Source organism: Wolbachia endosymbiont (group A) of Rhinocyllus conicus (assembly GCF_947250775.1).
Taxonomy (GTDB): domain Bacteria; phylum Pseudomonadota; class Alphaproteobacteria; order Rickettsiales; family Anaplasmataceae; genus Wolbachia.
Genome location: NZ_OX366349.1, coordinates 571,044 through 591,983 on the forward strand (window position 1 = coordinate 571,044; position 20,940 = coordinate 591,983).

Sequence of the window (20,940 nt, forward strand, 5' to 3'; positions counted from 1 at the left end):
GCTAATCCGTATAGCTAATCTCTTATTTCCCATGAACTTTCCTTGAAATAATATGTTCATATCATTCATTGAAACTGATGGTTAATTGATTGTTGGCACTATAAATAAATGGCACTCTTGTTTTTGGACATAGAAGTTTTCGAGAAATGCTTTTCTCTAATTTTACGTTTTTTGCAACATTGTTGGCGGGGTAATGACGATAACTTCATCACTCCGCTATGTGTTAGCGGCTAAGAGATACCGCGGCAGTATGATGGTTAAGTAGGGTGTCATCCCAGTGTCAAGCACTGGGATGACAAAAAAGGGGCTACTCGGATGACAAAAAAAGGAGCACTGGGATGACAGCTAGCCTGACAACCGTCATCCCGCTGCTTGTTAGCGGGATCTAGAGATACCGTGGCGGGATGACGAGGATGCCGCCGCGAACTTGTCATTCCAGCGCGTGACGCTGGAATGGCTTTGTTGCATCACACTTTATGAGATGGTGATTTATGGTAAATTCATGTAACTATCTCAAATTTAGCCATACCAATATCAGTGAATTTATTAAGCAAATAGCATTTGATTAGCAGTTCTTTTTCTCGATTTATCTCAGATTTATTCCTAAAACTAAATCCGAATATTTGCTTTAATCTTGAGAAAAACCCTTCAATATAAGATCTTTTCCCATAATTTACTTCTTTTTTCCATTCTTTCATGCCATCTTCACCGTATAGTTTTATTAACCTAATAGCAGCATTCCTGTCAGACATATAATCTATTTCTGGATGTTCTGCCGCATTGTTTATTGGTGGAATTTTTGTCTTTATATCATATTCGTTACACAACTTATAAAACTTGTGCCTATCACATGCTCTATCTGCATATAGTGCCTTTATGGCATGCTGAAAATCAACTTCTTTTAGCAAATCACAAGCTCCATAGTGATCAGAGTAGACACCGTTACTGTATTTTACAGCTATGGCTTTTTTGTTGTTTATATTCAACATTACGTGCAATTTTCTCGTTTGCTCATAGCCACGATATTTTCTGTCAGTGCTATTTTCCTTGCTGTGACCAGGAGTGTTGTTGTATATACTAATTCCTGTACTGTCCATAGCAATTTCGATATCTTCCATATTATTTTTATCAATTCTGCAATCATTTATCTTAATATTAAGTTTCTTAAACCTTCTTGATGCTTGTGAATAGCTGATAACTGCCAAATCTCTTCCTATTTGTTGCAAATACCCTTTTATAAACCCGACTGTTTGTCTTAAACCAATTCTAAAGAAACTGACGATTATATGCACCAAAATCACAACTTTATCACTATAAATATAGTTGCCGCCCTGCATTTTTGGACAATTCTCGTACCAATTTTCTATGGCGTCATTGATATAACAAAAAATGCTTCCTCTTTCTTGGAGAAATTTGTTATATTCATGGCAGTTACTGACTCTCATTTTTTGTGGCATATTTTTTCTTCAACAGTTAAATGGCTATTTATAATGAATTTTGTCAGTAACTGCCAGTTCTTTTCACTTGAGCGATGCAACAAAGCCCGCTGGAATCTAGTCTTTATTATGCAGCCACTTATTTAAAGTTAAGTTTCCTGGATCCAAGTAGTCAAGCTACTCGGATGACACCTTGACGATTTGAAGAATCGTCATCCCGCTACTTGTTAGCGGGATCTATGTGAGATACCGTGAATAAATCACGGTATGACGTAGAAGCTATACTTTTATACTCACTAGCTCAGTGTCCAATCTGGATCCAAGTAGTCAAGCTACTCGGATGACACCTTGACGATTTGAAGAATCGTCATCCCGCTACTTGTTAGCGGGATCTATGTGAGATACCGTGAATAAATCACGGTATGACGTAGAAGCTATACTTTTATACTCACCAGCTCAGTGTCCAATCTGGATCCAAGTAGTCAGGGCACTGGGATGACAGGGGAAGGAGGCTACTTGAATGACATCCTACCTTGTGGACTCAAATCACAACGTTCGTACAGTTATGGTGGTATGATATGGAAAAATCTCTAGCCATAAGACACAAAGCCTAATGGAAAAAACTGCGAACGCCAGTGAAAAACATAGCAATTTTATTTTCATTTGCAGCTTTTATCACATCTTGATCTTTCAGCGAGCCACCAGGCTGAATTATAGCTGTAATTCCATGTTTTGCACTTTCTACTATGCTATCTGGGAATGGAAAAAATGCATCTGAAGCAAGCACTGCACCTTTACATTTTTCACCTGCTTTTTTTACTGCAATGTTCACACTATCTATTCTGCTTGTTTGCCCTGCACCGATGCCAATAGCACAACCATCTTTTGCTATAACTATTGCGTTGGATTTCACATGTTTACATATTTTCCAGGCAAAAATAAGATCTTCCTTTTCTTTTTCTGTTGTAGTGCATTCTGTTACTTGTTCTGCTTTTATTGTGTGGTCATTATTTTCTTGCACCAAAAACCCACCAACAACATTTTTAGTTTGGTATTTTACATTTTGTTGAAAAGATTTATGAATAATCACTCTTAAATTTTTCTTTCTTTGTAAAATTTTTAGTGCCTCATTGTTTACTGATGGTGCTATCACTACTTCCAAAAATATCTCGTTTAATTTTTCTGCTAGCTTTAAATCTATCTCCCGATTTAAAGCGACTATTCCGCCGAAACTGCTTATTTCATCACACGATAGAGCCTTTTCATATGCCTCTAAAGCATTATCACCAATAGCAGCGCCACATGGGTTATTGTGCTTTATTATCACTGCTGCAGGTTCTTCAAATTCAGAAATTATGTTAAGTGCAGATTCTATATCTACTATATTATTATAACTCAGCTCTTTTCCATGTATTTTTTCCAACGGATATTTGGTAAATTGATTGCTATAAAATGCAGCTTTTTGATGAGGGTTTTCACCATACCTGAGTTCTTGTGCTTTATGTCCATATAGTGCAAAAAACTCTGGCAACTCATTATTTTTACTCTGGGATAAAAACCAACTGTGAATGTTAGAATCATAGTGTGCAGTGAGAGCAAACGCTTTAGTTGCCAAATGTTTTCTATATTCCAATGTTGTTTCATTGTTATTTTTTATCATCTCAGCTTTTAGTGCTTCATAGTCTTGAATGCTAGAAATAACTGAAGTAAAACAAAAGTTTTTTGCTGCAGCTCTAATTAACGCCACTCCGCCGATATCAATTTGTTCTATAATTTGATCTTCATTTGAGCCGCTACTTACTGTCTCCCAAAATGGGTATAGGTTAGTTATAAGCAGGTCTATTGGCTCAACACCTAGATTTTGCATTTCCGTTTTGTGCTTTTCTCTATTGCAAAGTATTCCTCCATGAATTTTAGGGTGTAAAGTTTTTACTCTACCACCCAGTATCTCTGGAAATTGTGTGTAATCTGAGACCTCTTGTGTTTTTATTCCGGCATCAGATAGTGCTTTATAAGTATTTCCCGTTGAGAGAATTTCTATTTGTTGCTGCATTAAAAACGATGCAAGATCAATTATATTCGTTTTGTCGTATACTGATATTAAAGCTCTTTTTATTTTCATTTTTGTACGGAAAGTTTTTTAAGATTATATCTAAGAAAAGGAAATTTAGCTATTACATTTCTACACTAATTTAAAGCAGTCTATTCTATAAATTTTTTTACCATGCCTGATTTTAAGCCACGAATAAAATCTTCAATACTGCAAGGATTTCTCCCTTCCATTTGTACAACTTTAGGAATTAAAATGCCACCTTTTAAACTCATGTGCATGTTATCATTAATGATCTTACCTTGTTCTGAAGCGAGAGCTTCAAAGTCAGCATCAAGTATCCTGATACGTTTATTCTCTATCTTGATGAACGCTTTTGGGTAAAACGCTTTAACCTTTCTATAAGCAACCTCACAAGCATCACTTGCATAAATTTTATAGTCTTCCACTTTGTCAGCGTAACATGCATCATTATCGTTCTGTTTTAAGGGAACCTGTTTTTCAATTTCGTTTAGCACTTTCAGCAGTAAATCACTGCCTAATTCAGACAATTTATCATGCAATGTCTTGTAGTTATCGTTCTTTTCGATAAGAAATTTTTCCTGTTTTAAAATAGGGCCGGAATCTAATCCTTCATCCAATTGCATAATGCTAACCCCGGTTTCTTGATCTCCTGCTAAAATTGTGTGCTGTATCGGAGCTGCACCACGCCACCTTGGTAGTAATGAAGGATGAATATTAATACAACCATATTTAGGAATATTCAAAATTTTTCTTGGAAGTATCAATCCATACGCAGCAACAACTGCAACGTCTGGTTTGAAATTTCTAAATTTTTCTTGCTCTGCCAAAAACTTTAGAGAGATAGGAGTACATACCTCTATGTTACTTTCTTCAGCGATAACATGTACTGGAGATTTCGTTGGCTTCTGTCCACGTCCTGAAGGTTTTGGAGCCTTGGTGTATACTGCTACCACTTCGCTCTTTGATTTCAGTAACAAGCTCAGAGAATTAACAGCAAATCCTGGTGATCCCATGAAAATAATTCTCATGCTTTCAAGTGTTTTTGCTTTAAGAATTCTCCGCTAATTTACCACTTACAGCTTCTACTAATTTGGCAAAATCATCCTTATAATTAACGGCCATCTCAGCAAGAATTTTTCTATTTAAATCAATGCCGGCAAGTGTAAGACCATGCATAAACCTACCATAAGTAAGCCCATGCTCTCTTGCTGCTGCATTAATACGTATTATCCATAAGCTACGGAAATCACGTTTACGGGTTCTTCTGTCTCTGTAAGCATATTGCAGTGCTTTTTCAACTCTTTGTAATGCAATTCTATAACAGCTTTTTGCACGTCCTCTATAACCCTTTGCCAGTTTCAATATTTTTTTATGACGAGCGTGAGTAGTGACTCCACGTTTTACCCGAGCCATTTTATTTTACCTCCATTTTGTTAAATACCATAAGGCATATAAAGCTTAACTATACGCGAGTCAGATTTACCAAGAATCGTTGTACCGCGCTGATTACGAATATTAGATTTACTTCTCTTTACCATGCCATGCCTTTTGCCTGACTGAGTAGAAATGACTTTACCCTTAGCTGTAAGGTGAAAGCGCTTTTTAACAGAAGATTTGGTTTTTAATTTTATTTTCTTCATATTCCAAATAAATTTACAAGCACTACTATTGAGTTCTTTAATAGTAATTAAGCATTAGTATAAATAATTTTATTAAAGAATCAAATTAAAATTGTATATTAAAGGAGTTTAAAAGTAATTACGCCCAATATGTGTGTTATACCTTCTTTATTCCCAAGTGGTAACAATACTTGCCTCATTTTAACACTTTCACTTTCTTCCTCTTCATTGATTGGGCATTTACTCTCTATTACAGCATCAAGTTTATCAATAACTGCATCTATTTTATATAGTCGCAAAAATGGTGCATCAATTGCATACTTATTATCAATGCGCGTCTTTTTCTCAAAACCATAGAATTCAACAGCCTTTTCTCCTGCATTTTCACAAATATAACCTTGATCCTTGACTTCAATGATAAAACAATGCTGCCATGACTCCATTATTTCTGCAGTGTCTATTTCGTGCCTTTCTGGCCAATCTCTGTCTGGTCCTTTTATGTCACTCCAGTGCTCAGTTACCACATTTGCTATTCTTTTTTCTTTGCCTACATAAATTTCCATTCCAATTTCCACATATAAAACACAGATATGAGGTAAATTTATCGTGAATATATTGATTTTTCCTTACCACAAGGTGCATATTACTAGAAGTTCTGAGATCTAGAGAGTGGTGGTATTGTAATTGATTTTATTTCCATTGCAGCTTATTATTCATGAATAATCTCAATAAAAATAATGAAGTTAAGTGAAATCAGAGAAAGATTTATAAAATTTTTTATAAGTAATGGCCACGAACAGGTTTCTTCTTCTCCTTTGATTCCAGAACATGACCCAACACTCATGTTTACAAATGCTGGTATGGTGCAGTTTAAAAATATTTTTACTGGTGCTCAAAAAACTGAAATGAAACGTGCTGTCTCAAGTCAAAAGTGCCTAAGAGCAGGCGGTAAACACAACGATCTTGAAAATGTTGGCTATACAACTCGGCATCACACATTTTTTGAAATGCTCGGAAATTTTAGCTTTGGTGATTACTTTAAGGAAACTGCGATAGAATTTGCGTGGAAATTTATCACTAAGGAGTTATCTCTTGATAAAAACAGACTATCCATAACCGTCTACCATACTGATGATGAGGCGTACGAGATTTGGCGTAAGATAAGTGGCTTTTCAAGTGATAAAATCATAAGAATTACAACGGATGATAACTTTTGGAGTATGGGAAGCACTGGTCCATGCGGTCCATGTTCTGAAATTTTTTATGATCATGGGAGTCCTAATTTACAAGACGACGATAGAATTGTTGAAATCTGGAATCTGGTATTCATGGAGTTTAACAAAGATGAAGAAGGTAATTTGCACAAATTGCCAAAAAAATGCATCGATACTGGAATGGGTCTTGAGAGAATAGCTACTGTAATGCAAAATGTCCATGATAACTATGATATTGATCTATTTTCTGCTCTGATCAATAAATCTCAAGAGTACTGTGGAAATACGGAAAATAAAGTAGCCCATAAGATCATAGCAGATCATCTTCGCGCGGCTGCATTTCTCATCGCAGAGGGGGTGCTCCCTGGAAATGAGGGCAGGAATTACGTATTACGCAGATTAATTAGGAGAGCCGCGCGTTATATCCACCTGCTTGGATATAATGATTCCCTACTCCATCGCATTTTTCCAGTGTTGATAGATAGCACGAGTTCGGCTTATATGGGAGATGTTTATCCTGAATTAGTCAGAGCCAAAAGCTTAATAGAAACGACGTTAAAATCAGAGGAAGAAAACTTTAAAGACACTTTGATGAAAGGTATCAATCTTCTGGAGAAATTCACTACAGATTTAAAATCGGGCGATACTTTACCTGGAGAATCAGCATTTAAGCTATATGACACCTATGGGTTTCCTTTGGATATTACACTTGATGTTTTAAAAGAGAAAAAAATAAATTTTGACCAGAAGGGTTTTGATGATGCAATGGGAGAACAAAAAGAGAGAGCACGTGCTAAATGGGCTGGATCTGGTGAAAAATCTGTTGAGCAAGTATGGTTTGATTTGATCAATAAATTTGGCAAAACAAAATTTGTTGGTTATGAGTTCAATGAAGTAAGTGATGCGAAAATACTAGCTATAGTTTCCTCTAAAAATGAAGTAATTGATTCTGCAAAGGAGGGAGAAAAGATAACCATTATACTTGATAAAACACCTTTTTATGGCGAGTCAGGTGGACAGGTGGGGGATACTGGAAGTTTCATTGTCCCTTCTGTCATCCAAGTAGCGGACACTGGGATCCAGAAAGAAGAAAACACGTGGTCACGCGCTGGAATGACGACAGATCGCATTGCTGGAAGTATGGTTATAGTGGAAAATACCAATAAGATTAATGACCTATGTTTGCACAGATGCATAGTTAAATTCGGCTCAATTTGTAAAGGTGATGTAGTTACAGCAAGCATCGACAAGGAAAGAAGGCAAACCTTAAGAAGAAATCATTCGGCTACACACCTTTTGCACTTTACATTGAGAAGAATCTTGGGTGATCATGTTGCGCAAAAAGGTTCCCTAGTTGCACCAGATAGACTGAGATTCGACTTCAGCCATAACACTCAAGTGACTCAGGATCAGTTATTCTGGGTAGAGGATATGGTAAACTCTCTAATCAGAGAAAATCTTTCTGCATCTACAAAAATTCAAAGCATGAATCAGGCAATAGACGAAGGAGCCATGGCGTTGTTTGGTGAAAAATATGGTGATCAGGTTAGAGTTGTAAATATTGGAGATTCGAAAGAGCTATGTGGTGGCACGCACGTTGAACATACTGGAGAAATCGGTTTATTTAAGATAGTAACAGAAAGTTCTGTTGCTTTTGGAGTGAGGAGAATTGAAGCTTTAACTGGTCAGGAAGCAATCAATTATGTACGTGATAATGAAATTAACTTAAAAAAAGTTGCAGAATTCGTAAAAGTGCCAGTAAGTGAAATAACAAGCAAATTAAGTGTTTTAAGTCAAGAACACAAAAAATCCGAAACCAAAATAAGAAACCTATATAAAAAGCTTGTGAGTGCAGAGAATATAAAAAGCACTGAAATAAATGGAATAAATTTTATAAGCCACATTTTCACTGATATTCCAGCAAATGTAATAAGAGAGTTTGTTTTGCAGCAACAAAAACCAAAAACGGTAATAGCTTTCACGGCAACAGAAAAAGATAAAACAGTCTTGATTATTAAAGTAAGTAAAGACTTAATCAATAAGATTAGCGCAAAAGAACTAATATCAATAGCAGTTGAAAAGAACTGCGGTGGGAATGCTGAGCTTGCACAAACAGGCTGTGATAGCAATAAAATAGATGATGCCATTACAGCCATTTATAGCAAAATAACCGCTTCTAAGCACTCTACATCATACCGCCGCGGTATCTCTAGATCCCGCTAACACGTAGCGGTATGACGAGATGCTGCCGCGAACCGTCATACCGCCACAGACCGTCATACCGCGATTCATTCGCGGTATCTCATCCGCTAACACGTAGCGGGATGACAGCAGTCCTACGTCATGCCGCCGCGAACCGTCATACTGCCGCAGATCGTCATACCGCGATTCATTCGCGGTATCTCTTAGCATAGATCCCGCTAACAAGCAGCGGGATGACAGCAGTCCTACGTCATGCCGCCGCGAACCGTCATACTGCCGCAGATCGTCATACCGCGATTCATTCGCGGTATCTCATCCGCTAACACGTAGCGGGATGACAGCAGTCCTACGTCATGCCGCCGCGAACCGTCATACTGCCGCAGATCGTCATACCGCGATTCATTCGCGGTATCTCATCCGCTAACACGTAGCGGGATGACAGCAGTCCTACGTCATGCCGCCGCGAACCGTCATACTGCCGCAGATCGTCATACCGCGATTCATTCGCGGTATCTCTTAGCATAGATCCCGCTAACAAGCAGCGGGATGACGGTTGTCATAGTGTCATGAAAGTAGCTGACACTGGTTTCCATCCAAGAGGGTGTCATCCGAGTAGCTTGACACTGGGATGGCTTTGTTGCATCGCTAGCTATGATGGATTAAAGATAAAAAAGATGGAGAATATCAGTAGCTTATTATTCTGGTATTTATAACAAGAACGGTCAGTGAATACCTAAATTTGAGTAAAAGAAATTTCACTACCACTCACTAATCCGGCTAAAATTCAAGAATTTCAATGCTTTAGCTATTTTCAATAGAATTAAGTTTATTAATATAAATAATAAATTACTATTCTTAAATTTGATCAGATTGATTGCAAAAAAACAAGATTTTCAATAGGTTGCTTATAATCCTAGCTATAGTTAGCCTTTCATAAGTAGCGATGCAACAAAGCCCACTGGGATCCAGGAATTTTAATTGTAAGTAAGCATACTGAGTTGATAAGTATAAAAGTAGCTAGAAAATAAACATTTTTGATGAGATTATATGGAAAACTGGATTCCAGTGGGCTTTGTTGCATAGCACCTTAAGCAGTGATGGTTTACGACAAATTTATGTAATGATTTCAAATTTAGCCATACCAATATCAGTGAATTTGTTGAGCAAATAGCACTTAATTAGTAATTCTTTTTCACGATTTACTTCAGATTTATTCCTAAAGCTAAATCCAAATACTTGCCTCAACCTTGAGAAAAATCCTTCTATGTAAGATCTCTTTCCATAAATTGCTTCCTTTTTCCACTCTTTTACACCATCTTGTCCATATAATTTTATTAACCTAATAGCAGCATTCCTGTCAGACATATAATCTATTTTTGAATGTTCTGCTGCATCCTTTTTTGGTAGAACTTTTGTCTTTATATCGTATTTCTTACACAATTTATAAAGTTTGTGCCTATCGTATGCCCTATCTGCATATAATGCTTTTATTTTGTGCTGAAAATTAACTTCTTCAAGCAAATCGCAAGCTCCATAGTGGTCAGAGTAGACGCCATTACTGTATCTTGCAGCTATAGCTTTTTTACTATTCACACTTAACATAACATGTAACTTTCTTACTTGCTCGTAGCTTCGGTACTTTCTATCTGCACTGTTTTCCTTACTGTGGCCAGGAGTGTTACTGTAAATGCTGATACTTGTGCTATCTATGATAATTTCAATATTTTCCATGTTGCTTTTATCAACCCTGCAATCATTTATCTTAATATTAAGTTTTTTAAACCTTCTTGATGCTTGTGAATAGCTGATAACTGCCAAATTTTTTCCTATTTGTTGCAGATATCCTTTTATAAACCCCACCGTTTGTCTTAACCCAATTCTAAAAAGATTGACAATTATATGCACCAAAATTACGACTTTATCACTGTAAATATAGTTGCCGCCCTGCATTTTTGGACTATTTTCATACCAATTTTCGATAGCTTCATCGATGTAACGAAAAATATTTCCCCTTTTTTCAAGGAATTTGTTATATTCGTTTTGGTTACTGACTTTCATTTTCTGTGGCATATTTTTTCTTCAACAGTTAAATGGTTATTTATAATGAATTTTGTCAGTAGCCACCAGATTTTTTCGGTTGCTATGCAACAAAGCCCGCTGGAATCCAGCCTTTTCATAATCATCAAAATGTTGTATTTTAACATAAAACGGCTACTTTTATGCTTCCCAACTTAATAAAATTCCTGGATCCAAGTAGTCAAGGCACTGGGATGACACCTTCCCTAGTGGAGAAATCACAATGTTCATACGTTTGTGCGCATAACGCTAGGATTTTTCTATAGTTTAAAAACAAAAAAAGGATGTTACTCATTGAGTAACATCCTTTTGAAGAAGGTGAGTAGCTTTGTTTATAACTACTATGCTTTCACATTTGTAGCTCCTTGTATAGTTGCAAGCTGTGGATGAACGTCAGCTTCAACAGCCATTTGCGTAGAAGGCTGTTCCACCATTTTGCCCAGATAACCTGTTTTTTTCAGTTCTGCACGAGCTTTACTTAAGTCTTCTGGAGAAGGACTTTTTGGCGTAGAAGAACCAGATGAACCTCTGCCACTATCATGGAAATCACTGGAAGTAAAATCCCTTTTCTGTTTTACCGGTTCAGATTTTAGTCTCTCCAACCTTCTCTTAAGCCCTTCGCCGTCAACCCCTTGTGAAAAACGATTTCCTATTGGCGTAGACACACCAGAAGCATTAGGTGTACAATATTCACTTGGCGTAGACATACCAGAAGCATTAGGTGTACAATATTCACTTGGCGTAGAAGAACCAGAATCCATGCCACTATCAATAGAAGGGCTTCCAGGTACCTTCGGTGTAAAAGTAGGAGGCTCTTGTTGTTCCTTATCTCCTCCACTAGTTCGAGCAGAAAGCGCGTGGTGTTTCACCCGCTGATCAACAAACTTTGACCATTCATCCTCTAAAGTTGGACTTTCAGGCACCTTTGGTGAAGCAATTGGAGTAAGCTTAGGAGTTAAGCGACTAGATGAATTGCTTCTAAGATGAGCAGGATCTACTGTTGCAGTTTTGTCAAGCACCCCAAGATCAGAACTAAAAGGTTCGTGAAGTTGTTTTTCTACGTTACTCCCTCCAAATTGTATAGAACCTCTGAGTGTCCCATACTTTCCAGCTACTTTATTAAGGTTCTCTATAGAGTTAGAAAGTTTATGCTCTGTTTTGCGCTCTTTAACAATCCTCTTAATTTCATCGTGATGCTCAAAGAAAATGGTAGAAAGAAAATAAGTATCTTTAGGTAATGACTGTTTCGTTAGCAAATCATGTAACTTCTCAGCATTTAAACCCTTAATAAAATTTATCTGCTTATCCCATTCAGGTGCATATTTCTCCGAATCTGTTCCTTGCGCATGGTCTTTTTTCGATTCGATCTGTAACACTATGTCTTTTAGTATCTTTTCAAGTAACTTATCTTTGTTTGCTATTTCTTTATTGTTAAAAATACCCATTAATTGCTCTTTAATACTAACAATTTTGTCCTTCGCATCACCTGAAAGCAATTGACTATTCAACATTGCATCTGAGTAGTTAGTTTGACTAGATAAGCGATCTAACGATTGTGATACATTGTGCACTACATGACTTGTACTACTTTTTATCTTATCTTTAGCACGCACAGCACCATCTCTAATTTTTCCTGCAGCGTATGTTGACGCGTCCTTAACTTTCTCGGCAGTATATTTCGCCCCATCAACTGTTTTTTCTGCTGACCATTTGAGCCCTTTGAATGTGTATTCAACTGCTTTATAAGCAAAAAATAGAGTTAGGGCAACTATTGCACCTGTTGCAGCAACCGGTAAAGCAACTGCCACAAATGGAAGTAATGCACCAACCATCACACCTACTGCACCTACTGCAATCATTTGCTCTTTTGCAGACCAATTAGAGAAATTTTTTATATCTTTTAGTTTATCCTGCACAGTTTCCATGAAAGGAGAATTTTTTTTAACAGGACTTGAATTTGTTTGTTTACTGGCTAACATTTTAAACCTCACTATTAATTAAATATATTCATATTGTACACCCTCGATTCTTAAGTTAGTATTAATTTGCCTGTTAATGTTCATTTGTCTTTGAATAATTCTGCTTGACGTGTTTTTTGGAAGCGTAGAAAATTAGGTCAAGAAGCCGGAGTATTTATGAGGTGCATAAAAAGGGCACTCATCTTTTTGGCTGTTATAACTTTAATAATAATAGCTTTACTATTTAGGTATAATTCCCATTTTCACGAAGACGTAGTGCACTTAAAGAGTGACAACAAAGAATTCAAAAAAAAGCCAGAAAATTCTATAGAGTCGACCATACTACATAGAGAAAAGGAAGTGTACGATCATGTTTTCCATCCTGATGATTAATTTGTAAATAAAATAGCAATTTATGTTTGCATTTTCTTATTAAAGAAGTAATATTAGCGTATTAATTATAGAATCAATCGTTATGTTTGATGAGAATAATCCTTGGAATCTGGGAAAGAAACCGGTAGGGAGCAAAACTCCTAATAATGAAGATATTTTAAGTAAAGCTGTATCTGATGTAAGATTCTTTCTTAATGGATTAACCAGAAACAGGGGCAAAAAACCTTATTTCATCATTTTCATTATTTTACTGTTCTATGCTTGCACTGGCTTTTATATTGTCCATCCTAGTGAGGAAAGTATAGAACTTACCTTTGGTAAATATTCTAATACAGAAACACCTGGTTTGCGTTATCACTTCCCCTACCCTATTGGCAAGGTTTTTAAAGTGAATGTTAAGGAAGTAAATCGTGAAGAAATTGGGGTAAGTAATTCTTATGGGCGAGACACAGATCGCGGTGAAGGTGTGATGCTAACTGGGGATGAAAATATAGTCAACGTTAACTTCGAGGTTCAGTGGCGCGTTAGAGATGCTAAGGACTATTTATTCAAAGTGCGGGATTACAAACCCGGTTTCAGTGTTAAAAATGCTGCTGAAAGTGCCATGAGAGAAATAATAGGTAAAAACACGATCTCTTTTGCACTTGGTCAAGGCAGACCAGAAATTTCTAGAGATACTAGAATTCTATTGCAGCAGATTCTTGATGGATACCAAATGGGCATAGAGATTTTATCTGTTCAAATGAAAAAAATTGATCCACCAGAAAAAGTAATCAGTTCGTTTAGAGATGTACAAAGTGCTCGTGCAGACAAAGAGCGTACTATAAACGAAGCATACGCTTATAATAATGATATTATACCTCGAGCAAAGGGTGAAGCGATAAAGATAAAATTAGATGCAGAGGCATATGAGAATGAAGTAATAAATGAAGCAAAAGGTAATGCAAATCGCTTTTTATCTCTTTATGAGGAATATAGACAGAATCCTTCTCTCGTTAAGAATCGTATTTATCTTGAAACTATGGAAAATATTTTCAGTAAGGTAGACAAAGTTGTTGTAACTGATGATCTGAAAGGTATGTTTTCTTATTTACCTCTTACAAATTTAGGGAAATAACCATGAGTAGTAATATTAAAATTGTTTTTGTTTCTGTATTTGTTGTTTTATTGATTGTTTTATTTAATTCAATATTTGTTGTGCAAGAAACAAAGCAAGCGATAGTTATACAACTCGGTAAAGTTGTAAGAGATGTTAGGGAAAGTGGCTTATATTTTAAGTTACCATTCATAAACAGTGTAGAGTTTCTTGATAAAAGAGTTTTAGATTTAAGTCCTGATAAGATCCCAAGGGAAGTGATAACAGCGGATCAAAAACGTATTATAGTAGATGCGTATGCAAAATATAAAATAACAAATCCTGTTACTTTTTACCAGGCTGTGAGGAATGAATCAGGGCTGGTTAGAAGATTGTATCCGGTTATAGAAGCACACATAAGAGAAAATATAGGCAGATTTTCGTTGATTAGTTTGTTGAACGAAAAAAGATCAGAGGTTATGCAATTGATTCAGCGTGGAGTTTATTCTGAAGCTGAAAAATTTGGCATAGAAATAATAGACGTAAGAATTAAGAGAGCAGATTTACCAGAAGAAAATAGTTCTGCAATATTTCGCCGTATGCAAACTGAAAGGGAAAAAGAAGCAAAAGAAATTAGAGCAGAAGGAGAGCAAGCTGGGCAGGAAGTTAGATCAAAAGCTGATAAATTAAAAAGGGAAATTATCTCCAGTGCAGTAAAAGAATCATATGAAATAAGGGGCCGTGGTTATGCTGAAGCAACTAGAATTTATAATGAGGCATTTAAGGTTGATGAAGAGTTTTTTAACTTTTATCGCTCTATGAGCGCTTACAGTAAATCATTTGCCGAAAATAATACTAAATTTGTACTTTCACCAAACAATAACTTTTTAGATATTTTAAACAAAGGATGGAAATAATTTATGAAAAGTAAGGCATTTATTTTATCTATATTTGCATATTTTCTAATTGCGTTTTCTTCATACGCTAATATGTTTGATTGGAATGCAAAAAAGGTCGTTGATGCTAGCACTACTGCATGTAACTGTAATCAAGGACTTGCCGATTTAGTGGAAGAACTCATTCCTGCGGTTGTAAATATTTCAAGCGAACAAATAATCAAACAAGAAAGTAACAATAGAACTAAAATCCCTTTTATGCCAAGAAATAATTTCTTTGATGATTTTAGAGAATTTTTTGAGCATTTTGATCAGTTTTTTATGGATAGGGGCCCTAGTGTTAACAGAGAGGTGGTGCTGCTTGGTTCTGGGTTTATTATAGATAAAGGTGGAACTATAGTAACCAATTATCACGTTATTAAAAACGCCCAAGATATCACAGTTACTATGAACGATAATACTTATTTCAAAGCAGAAGTTTTAGGCTATGATGCAAGAACTGATCTTGCTGTGCTTAAGGTTCATTCTAATAAAGATCTTCCTTTTGTTGCATTTGGTAATTCTGATACAGCAAGGGTTGGCGATACAGTTATTGCAATAGGTAACCCATTTGGTTTGGGTAGCTCTGTAAGCACAGGAATTATATCTGCAAGGTCCAGGGACATTAGTATCGGCACTATGAATGAATTTATTCAAACTGATGCTGCAATTAATAGAGGCAACTCTGGAGGGCCATTATTTGATTTAAATGGAAAAGTTATAGGCATTAACACCGCTATCTATTCCCCATCTGAGTCTGGCGGTAACGTGGGTATAGGCTTTGCTATACCATCTAATTTAGCTATGTCAATTATTGACACATTAAAAAGTGGCAAAAAAATAAAACATGGTTGGCTTGGTGTGCAAGTTCAGCCTATAACGAAAGAATTTGCTGAGTCTTTGGGTTTAAAAGATACAAAAGGTGCACTGGTTGCAAGTATAGTAAAGGATAGCCCTGCAGAAAAAGGTGGAATTAAGGTGGGTGACATATTATTAGAATTTGATGATAAAAAAATTGATAGAATGACACAACTGCCTCAAATGGTTTCAAGAACTGAACCTGGAAAAAAAGTACAAATTAAGTTACTTAGAAAGAGCAAAGAGGTCAATATTAAGGTTGTGATTGAAGAATCTGCAAATGATGGTCAAGGTAATAATCAAGAAGAAAATAAATCAACATCCGATTACATAACTGGTTTAACTGTTTCAAACCTGCCAAAAGAATCAAAAGAAAGTAATCCTACAAAAGGTGTGATAGTTATTAATGTAGATAGTAACAGTAATGCCACGCTGCGTGGTATTAAAAAAGGAGACATTATTATCCAATTAGATGGAACCGATATAGAAAATACTAATGATTTTCAAAAACAAGTTGATTCAGCAGTAAAGAAAAACGGTAAAGATTCAATAATGTTGCTCATTTACCGCAATGGAAATCAGTTTTTTACTTCAATAAAGTTAAAGAAATAGCACTTTTCGTAGGTTATTTACTAAATTCACAAAGCAGTAGCGTTTGCCATTATAGCTACTTCAATCTTATCAAATAAATCAAATCTACATTAGATTTATTGCATAACCATATATAAAAACCAAAGGATGTCATTCCAGTGTCAGCTACTTGTAAGAACATTTACTAAAATATACACATGAACAAAATCAACTTTTTAAAATTCATTGAACTGTGCTTTCAAACGGTGGTGCCGGGATGTGAGTATAATGATTATCAGTACATAAAAGTCATAGAAGACAGGCTGAAAGCAGCGAATGCTGGCGAAGTAAGGCGCATAATATTCAATATGCCTCCGCGTTCAATGAAGTCCATGTGCATAAGCGTTGCGTGGCCCGCATGGATACTGGGAAATCAGCCAACCGCAAGAATAATAGTTGCAAGTTATTCTCGGCTGCTCAGCGAAAAGCACTCGCTTGATACCAGGTGCATAATGCAATCTGATTGGTATAAAGAGCTGTTTCCAGAGGTAAAATTATCCAAAGACCAGAACACTAAATATAAATTCCAAACAGTGCAGAGAGGATTTAGAATCGCAACATCAGTTGGAGGGACGTTAACCGGTGAAGGTGGTGATTTTATTATTGTGGATGATCCGCTTAACCCTGCTCAAGCTTTGAGTGAAACGTTTAGAAAGCGTGTTACAAATTGGTTCGATCAGACTTTGGTAACGAGGCTCAACGATAGAAAAAAAGGAGTAATTGTGCTTGTTATGCACAGGCTGCACCTGGAAGACCTAACCGGGCACCTCTTATCCAAGCCAAAAAACATATGGCATCACATTTGTTTGCCAATGATTTCTGAAAAAGTGGAGATAATCAACTCAATTACGACACTAGAAAAAGGTTTATATTCAAGAGAAGAGAATGAGTTATTATATCCTCTGGAGGGAGGAAGAGAAGAAGTTGAGATGATAAAAGTTGAACTCGGGAGTTACGCTTTTGCTGCTCAATATCAACAAAACCCCCTGCCGCTTTCAAGCGGTATAATTAAACAAGAGTGGCTAAAGCGCTATAAAAATTTCCCTGATAATCCCTCACATGTAACGCAAAGCTGGGACACTGCAGTTTCAACAAACGATTCCAGCGACTTTAGCGCCTGCACCACCTGGGCAAAAATAGATAATAAATTCTATTTACTTGATGTATATCGAGCAAAGCTTGAGTATCCAAAGCTTAAAGAGCAAGTTCTGTCACTAGCTGCAAGATGGGCACCACATGCAATTTTGATCGAAGCAAAAACAAGTGGTCAGCAATTAACACAAGAGCTAAAGGCAAATAGCAATCTACCGATTATTGAAATAGTGCCACACAATGACAAACTCACTCGATTTTATCAAATTGTTCCAATTATAGAGTCTGGCAGGGTTTTTCTGCCGCATCAAGCAGTATGGCTCAGCGATTTCGAGTACGAAATTTTAATGTTCCCAGAAGCTCGCCACGATGATCAAGTGGACAGTACCGTGCAATATCTGCAATGGACAAGAAAAACTAACACCAGTGCTTTCAGGGTCAGAGACTTTGGTCCCAACCCTAATAAAACACTTGGGTGGCTGAGAGCAGTGAAATTAATAAACCTAACTACTTACCTATTTGATGAGAGGAACTACTCAAACTTAACGACTCCAGCCTTGAAAGTGGTGAAGAATCTCTTCTCAGAGATTTTTCTGGACTACCTCCATCTTCAGGCGATTGAACCTTACGTTTTCGCAGTGTTCCTCCAGTATTCTCCCCATCAGATTTAGGCGATGAATTACTGCTTCCGCTTCTCGAAGATTCACTTGAACTACCTTCAGATGATGAAGACTTACGGTTTAGCGGGTTTCTTTCAGTATTCTCACAATCCATAGACTCATAACCACTTGTTCCACTTGTTGTTGCCTCAGCTTTGGAGCTTACCTTTCCAGCATCAGTTACGAACCCGGAAGAGTAACCGCTGTCTTTATTATCTTCGGGCTTCCCCTGTCCAGCTTTTGATGTACCTCTAAACCGTCGTAATTGCTCTCTGAACAACAATTTTACTTCACAAATATCATAACTACGGTTAAGCACGTATTCATCTTCTTCTTCGTCAAATGCAATTGGAATTGTTTTCATTGCCTCTTCATCAGGAAAACAATTCTCACATGCTCCTTCAAGAGAACAGCCCTTAGATTTCTGGCGATCTACCCATTCGTCCTTTTCACGTTTCTCTACCTTTTTGACGGCACTAATGTCAATAGCATCTACGTTTTCCTCAAACTCCCGACTAAAAAGGATTTTTAAGTTAGATAAAGCACCACTACTTATATTAGCAACAACTGTTTTTCCTTGTTTTTCTTCATAATTAAGTTTAAATGGAAACTCATCTAGATCATAGACTTTTCTTGCTTCTTCCTCAGTTTCACAATACTTTTCTATTATATAATCTCTTACCGCCTGTAAATATTTCTCTCTATCAACATCCTCATGGAGAAAACTAACAATCTTCCCATTTTTTACAATAAAGTTAGTATGAGGAGGATCCAAAGCATAATTATTTAAGTTAAACCAATAAAGCAATGCTTTAAACAACTCTTGTTCTTCCTTTGAAAGTGATGAATCACTTACAATTTTTTCATAAGCCTCTTCAAAATCCTCACAAATCTTTTTACAATCCTCCTTTAAATTACTGCTTTGTGATGACCAATAGCCTATTGGCTGACTAGTCCATGCTGATCCACTTTTATTAGCACCTTTCCATGATGAAGGTCTACTCTGTGGCAATGACCATAATCCTGCACTTGGAGCCGGTAATGACCAACGGTCCATTGGCTGAGTCCAAGCAATAGTACTTGCTCGCACATTTTGAGCAGCACCTACAGATTGCAATGATGAAGATGGCCCTTGAACAACACAACTAACTGCAATAGAATTCAGCTGCGGCGATGGCGGGAATTCTCTACTCATTCCAGGAACATCTACTTGATCTACCGACACCAAGCCGCTATGCGCTCCAATAAACCCTCGCCTGGGAGGCCCCTCTAATTCTTTACTCTGACTCCCCGTGGGAGACTCCTGTTTCGATGATGATGATCCAGTTAAGCTAGAACTTGGACCATTAGGCACTTTCACTGGCGACTGTGCAGGCAACAATACTCGCTCAGGGTCAATGGCCAGTTCATGGTCTTTGTTGATTACAGAGCTTTCCATGATTTTATTCAGCACACAATAAGAAATGTCTTTGTCATAAAAGTCTATTCCATATACTCCTCCATTACCAAATACTGGCAGGTGTTTTGGTGAAGTATAATCTTGAACATTACGCAACACACCCATACCAAATGCTCTATTAACATAGCTCACTTCTTCCTTATTTAAAAGTCTACAATTTTCTTTGCCTTCAATACCAGAAGTAATTTGTATAATAGGTACAAGAACTGAATTCTCACCACTGCCTGTATAAGAAGTATGCAATATAGTATCAGCTGGTATGCCCATTCCACGAAGCAAAGCAATTATTGAAAATTTCAGATTCTCAACATTTTCATCTTCACTACTTGGGACCTCAAAATCACGACATTCCAAAGATGCTTTGTGTTTTATTATGTCCTTAATGAACTTAACATCATCAAAAATGCTTGCCTTTATATACACACGATTGTCCTTGATTTTCAAAAAATCACCAGTTTTTTTAGGACTGTTTTTATAATCTTTTACCTTTGATGAGAATGACTCTACAAAATAATCTTGTAACCTTTTATCATAGAAACGCATACAATATAGATAAGATTTCCTGTCAAAGCTTTCATCAGATGTATACTCTTCTACATATTCTAAACCAAAATCTCTTCCCATAGCACCTGTGACGTCTCTCGCAAGTCCATTAGCTAGCAAACATTTTAGATTAAGAACTATATCTTTATCTATTGGCACTGAAAACTTATATCCCTCCTTATCTTTAGTCAACTGACTTTCATTAAAGTTAAAAGGAAAAAACTTTGTATTAAAAGACATATTAGCACCACTTTCACTTCCACAAAATGTTTCTACTATGCTTTCCCTTATATTGTGCAAGTACTCCATGCATTGACCAACATCCACATTTTTATCAAATGAGATAACAATACGATCTTCCTTCTTAAAAAAAGTTTGACCTGTGCTTTGTACAGTAAAATTAGTAATAGCAACCTCATTATGACAAAGAATAATGTTAAATGCTCTTGCTAATTCTTGATTCACTATATTAGGCATAACCCCCCCTACTTAAATTATTATAAATAGACTTTCTACTAATTATGGCGTCGACTACTACCCTGACCACTAGACTGATTTTGCTTTCTTTCTTCCTCTTCACGTTTAATTCTTTCCCTAAAGTCATCAACTCTTCTTGGATCTACTTTACTTAGGTCAATCCTTCCTCCTCCAGGAGCATTACTGTCACCATATTTTCGTTTATTATCATTATTATTATGCACATTAACTCCTAATAAA

General features: G+C 36.6%; 23 protein-coding genes. 9 read left to right on the forward strand and 14 right to left on the reverse strand.

Going from position 1 to position 20,940, the window contains the following annotated elements; all coding sequences use genetic code 11:
- Positions 1 to 108: 108 nt before the first annotated feature.
- Positions 109 to 234, forward strand: a complete 126-nt coding sequence (locus OOK92_RS02870) for a hypothetical protein (RefSeq protein WP_264736183.1) — start codon at positions 109 to 111, stop codon at positions 232 to 234.
- A gap of 35 nt (positions 235 to 269) precedes the next feature.
- Here the strand turns inward: OOK92_RS02870 and OOK92_RS02875 are convergent, their stop codons facing one another.
- Together OOK92_RS02875 and OOK92_RS02880 are read right to left on the reverse strand one after the other, a co-directional pair.
- A complete protein-coding gene (locus tag OOK92_RS02875; RefSeq protein WP_264736184.1) occupies positions 270 to 434 on the reverse strand; it encodes a hypothetical protein in 165 nt (54 codons plus the stop codon).
- A gap of 66 nt (positions 435 to 500) precedes the next feature.
- Entirely contained in the window at positions 501 to 1,457 is a 957-nt protein-coding gene (locus OOK92_RS02880; protein ID WP_253309764.1) for an IS5 family transposase, read from the reverse strand.
- Positions 1,458 to 1,895: 438 nt separating this feature from the next.
- Between OOK92_RS02880 and OOK92_RS02885 the strand changes: the two genes are divergently transcribed.
- Positions 1,896 to 2,030, forward strand: coding sequence for a hypothetical protein (locus OOK92_RS02885; protein ID WP_264730966.1), 135 nt, complete (start codon positions 1,896 to 1,898; stop codon positions 2,028 to 2,030).
- Positions 2,031 to 2,046: 16 nt separating this feature from the next.
- Here the strand turns inward: OOK92_RS02885 and purH are convergent, their stop codons facing one another.
- The 5 genes from purH to OOK92_RS02910 all read right to left on the reverse strand — a co-directional run bounded on the left by purH (position 2,047) and on the right by OOK92_RS02910 (position 5,692).
- Positions 2,047 to 3,558 carry a bifunctional phosphoribosylaminoimidazolecarboxamide formyltransferase/IMP cyclohydrolase gene (gene purH / locus OOK92_RS02890; protein ID WP_264736185.1) on the reverse strand — a complete coding sequence of 504 codons (1,512 nt, stop codon included), beginning with the start codon at positions 3,556 to 3,558 and terminating at the stop codon, positions 2,047 to 2,049.
- 80 nt (positions 3,559 to 3,638) lie between these two features.
- Positions 3,639 to 4,538: a methionyl-tRNA formyltransferase gene (fmt, locus tag OOK92_RS02895; protein ID WP_264736186.1), complete on the reverse strand. Its 900-nt coding sequence runs from the start codon at positions 4,536 to 4,538 to the stop codon at positions 3,639 to 3,641.
- A gap of 19 nt (positions 4,539 to 4,557) precedes the next feature.
- A complete protein-coding gene (gene rplT / locus OOK92_RS02900; RefSeq protein WP_064125369.1) occupies positions 4,558 to 4,923 on the reverse strand; it encodes a 50S ribosomal protein L20 in 366 nt (121 codons plus the stop codon).
- Positions 4,924 to 4,943: 20 nt separating this feature from the next.
- A complete protein-coding gene (rpmI, locus tag OOK92_RS02905) occupies positions 4,944 to 5,150 on the reverse strand; it encodes a 50S ribosomal protein L35 (protein ID WP_015589253.1) in 207 nt (68 codons plus the stop codon).
- 98 nt (positions 5,151 to 5,248) lie between these two features.
- On the reverse strand, positions 5,249 to 5,692 hold the full coding sequence (locus OOK92_RS02910; protein WP_253309455.1) for a PAS domain-containing protein: 444 nt from the start codon (positions 5,690 to 5,692) through the stop codon (positions 5,249 to 5,251).
- A 174-nt stretch (positions 5,693 to 5,866) separates the two neighbouring features.
- Between OOK92_RS02910 and alaS the strand changes: the two genes are divergently transcribed.
- Positions 5,867 to 8,566, forward strand: a complete 2,700-nt coding sequence (gene alaS, locus OOK92_RS02915) for an alanine--tRNA ligase (protein ID WP_264736188.1) — start codon at positions 5,867 to 5,869, stop codon at positions 8,564 to 8,566.
- Here alaS and OOK92_RS02920 read toward each other — a convergent pair.
- Both OOK92_RS02920 and OOK92_RS02925 read right to left on the reverse strand, forming a co-directional pair.
- Positions 8,534 to 8,755 carry a hypothetical protein gene (locus tag OOK92_RS02920; protein WP_264736189.1) on the reverse strand — a complete coding sequence of 74 codons (222 nt, stop codon included), beginning with the start codon at positions 8,753 to 8,755 and terminating at the stop codon, positions 8,534 to 8,536. The genes alaS and OOK92_RS02920 overlap by 33 nt on opposite strands.
- A gap of 136 nt (positions 8,756 to 8,891) precedes the next feature.
- The gene (locus OOK92_RS02925; RefSeq protein WP_264736190.1) at positions 8,892 to 9,068 is read right to left on the reverse strand and encodes a hypothetical protein; all 177 of its coding nucleotides are present in this window, start codon (positions 9,066 to 9,068) and stop codon (positions 8,892 to 8,894) included.
- Positions 9,069 to 9,111: 43 nt separating this feature from the next.
- Between OOK92_RS02925 and OOK92_RS02930 the strand changes: the two genes are divergently transcribed.
- Positions 9,112 to 9,258, forward strand: coding sequence for a hypothetical protein (locus OOK92_RS02930; protein ID WP_264736191.1), 147 nt, complete (start codon positions 9,112 to 9,114; stop codon positions 9,256 to 9,258).
- Between the two features lie 218 nt (positions 9,259 to 9,476).
- Here the strand turns inward: OOK92_RS02930 and OOK92_RS02935 are convergent, their stop codons facing one another.
- From OOK92_RS02935 to OOK92_RS02950, 4 genes are all read right to left on the reverse strand, one after another.
- A complete protein-coding gene (locus OOK92_RS02935; RefSeq protein WP_264736192.1) occupies positions 9,477 to 9,626 on the reverse strand; it encodes a hypothetical protein in 150 nt (49 codons plus the stop codon).
- A 32-nt stretch (positions 9,627 to 9,658) separates the two neighbouring features.
- On the reverse strand, positions 9,659 to 10,615 hold the full coding sequence (locus tag OOK92_RS02940) for an IS5 family transposase (protein ID WP_264735778.1): 957 nt from the start codon (positions 10,613 to 10,615) through the stop codon (positions 9,659 to 9,661).
- Positions 10,600 to 10,722 carry a hypothetical protein gene (locus tag OOK92_RS02945; protein WP_264736194.1) on the reverse strand — a complete coding sequence of 41 codons (123 nt, stop codon included), beginning with the start codon at positions 10,720 to 10,722 and terminating at the stop codon, positions 10,600 to 10,602. The genes OOK92_RS02940 and OOK92_RS02945 overlap by 16 nt, the downstream gene beginning before the upstream one ends.
- Positions 10,723 to 10,962: 240 nt before the next feature.
- Complete coding sequence (locus OOK92_RS02950) at positions 10,963 to 12,600, reverse strand: actin-bundling T4SS effector WalE1 family protein (protein WP_264736195.1); 1,638 nt, start codon at positions 12,598 to 12,600, stop codon at positions 10,963 to 10,965.
- Between the two features lie 156 nt (positions 12,601 to 12,756).
- On the opposite strand from OOK92_RS02950, the gene OOK92_RS02955 reads away from it, so the two are divergent.
- The 5 genes from OOK92_RS02955 to terL all read left to right on the forward strand — a co-directional run bounded on the left by OOK92_RS02955 (position 12,757) and on the right by terL (position 18,233).
- Positions 12,757 to 12,972 (forward strand): hypothetical protein, encoded by a 216-nt coding sequence (locus OOK92_RS02955; protein ID WP_264687826.1) that lies wholly within the window; start codon positions 12,757 to 12,759, stop codon positions 12,970 to 12,972.
- Between the two features lie 82 nt (positions 12,973 to 13,054).
- Positions 13,055 to 14,089, forward strand: a complete 1,035-nt coding sequence (gene hflK, locus OOK92_RS02960; RefSeq protein ID WP_264736196.1) for an FtsH protease activity modulator HflK — start codon at positions 13,055 to 13,057, stop codon at positions 14,087 to 14,089.
- 2 nt (positions 14,090 to 14,091) lie between these two features.
- A complete protein-coding gene (hflC, locus tag OOK92_RS02965) occupies positions 14,092 to 14,964 on the forward strand; it encodes a protease modulator HflC (protein ID WP_010962867.1) in 873 nt (290 codons plus the stop codon).
- Positions 14,965 to 14,967: 3 nt separating this feature from the next.
- Entirely contained in the window at positions 14,968 to 16,452 is a 1,485-nt protein-coding gene (locus OOK92_RS02970; RefSeq protein ID WP_264736197.1) for a DegQ family serine endoprotease, read from the forward strand.
- 185 nt (positions 16,453 to 16,637) lie between these two features.
- Entirely contained in the window at positions 16,638 to 18,233 is a 1,596-nt protein-coding gene (gene terL / locus OOK92_RS02975) for a phage terminase large subunit (protein ID WP_406722690.1), read from the forward strand.
- Positions 18,234 to 20,738: 2,505 nt separating this feature from the next.
- Here the strand turns inward: terL and OOK92_RS02985 are convergent.
- On the reverse strand, positions 20,739 to 20,924 hold the full coding sequence (locus tag OOK92_RS02985; protein ID WP_264736200.1) for a hypothetical protein: 186 nt from the start codon (positions 20,922 to 20,924) through the stop codon (positions 20,739 to 20,741).
- Between the last annotated feature and the right edge of the window lie 16 nt (positions 20,925 to 20,940).

Bases quoted from the DNA above. Each gene is read 5' to 3' on its own strand.
- OOK92_RS02870 (WP_264736183.1), top strand. From the start codon at position 109: ATGGCACTCTTGTTTTTGGACATAGAAGTTTTCGAGAAATGCTTTTCT.
- OOK92_RS02875 (WP_264736184.1), bottom strand. From the start codon at position 434: ATGACAAGTTCGCGGCGGCATCCTCGTCATCCCGCCACGGTATCTCTA.
- OOK92_RS02880 (WP_253309764.1), bottom strand. From the start codon at position 1,457: ATGCCACAAAAAATGAGAGTCAGTAACTGCCATGAATATAACAAATTT.
- purH (WP_264736185.1), bottom strand. From the start codon at position 3,558: ATGAAAATAAAAAGAGCTTTAATATCAGTATACGACAAAACGAATATA.
- fmt (WP_264736186.1), bottom strand. From the start codon at position 4,538: ATGAGAATTATTTTCATGGGATCACCAGGATTTGCTGTTAATTCTCTG.
- rplT (WP_064125369.1), bottom strand. From the start codon at position 4,923: ATGGCTCGGGTAAAACGTGGAGTCACTACTCACGCTCGTCATAAAAAA.
- rpmI (WP_015589253.1), bottom strand. From the start codon at position 5,150: ATGAAGAAAATAAAATTAAAAACCAAATCTTCTGTTAAAAAGCGCTTT.
- OOK92_RS02910 (WP_253309455.1), bottom strand. From the start codon at position 5,692: ATGGAAATTTATGTAGGCAAAGAAAAAAGAATAGCAAATGTGGTAACT.
- alaS (WP_264736188.1), top strand. From the start codon at position 5,867: ATGAAGTTAAGTGAAATCAGAGAAAGATTTATAAAATTTTTTATAAGT.
- OOK92_RS02920 (WP_264736189.1), bottom strand. From the start codon at position 8,755: ATGCTAAGAGATACCGCGAATGAATCGCGGTATGACGATCTGCGGCAG.
- OOK92_RS02925 (WP_264736190.1), bottom strand. From the start codon at position 9,068: ATGCTAAGAGATACCGCGAATGAATCGCGGTATGACGATCTGCGGCAG.
- OOK92_RS02930 (WP_264736191.1), top strand. From the start codon at position 9,112: ATGAAAGTAGCTGACACTGGTTTCCATCCAAGAGGGTGTCATCCGAGT.
- OOK92_RS02935 (WP_264736192.1), bottom strand. From the start codon at position 9,626: ATGCAACAAAGCCCACTGGAATCCAGTTTTCCATATAATCTCATCAAA.
- OOK92_RS02940 (WP_264735778.1), bottom strand. From the start codon at position 10,615: ATGCCACAGAAAATGAAAGTCAGTAACCAAAACGAATATAACAAATTC.
- OOK92_RS02945 (WP_264736194.1), bottom strand. From the start codon at position 10,722: ATGAAAAGGCTGGATTCCAGCGGGCTTTGTTGCATAGCAACCGAAAAA.
- OOK92_RS02950 (WP_264736195.1), bottom strand. From the start codon at position 12,600: ATGTTAGCCAGTAAACAAACAAATTCAAGTCCTGTTAAAAAAAATTCT.
- OOK92_RS02955 (WP_264687826.1), top strand. From the start codon at position 12,757: ATGAGGTGCATAAAAAGGGCACTCATCTTTTTGGCTGTTATAACTTTA.
- hflK (WP_264736196.1), top strand. From the start codon at position 13,055: ATGTTTGATGAGAATAATCCTTGGAATCTGGGAAAGAAACCGGTAGGG.
- hflC (WP_010962867.1), top strand. From the start codon at position 14,092: ATGAGTAGTAATATTAAAATTGTTTTTGTTTCTGTATTTGTTGTTTTA.
- OOK92_RS02970 (WP_264736197.1), top strand. From the start codon at position 14,968: ATGAAAAGTAAGGCATTTATTTTATCTATATTTGCATATTTTCTAATT.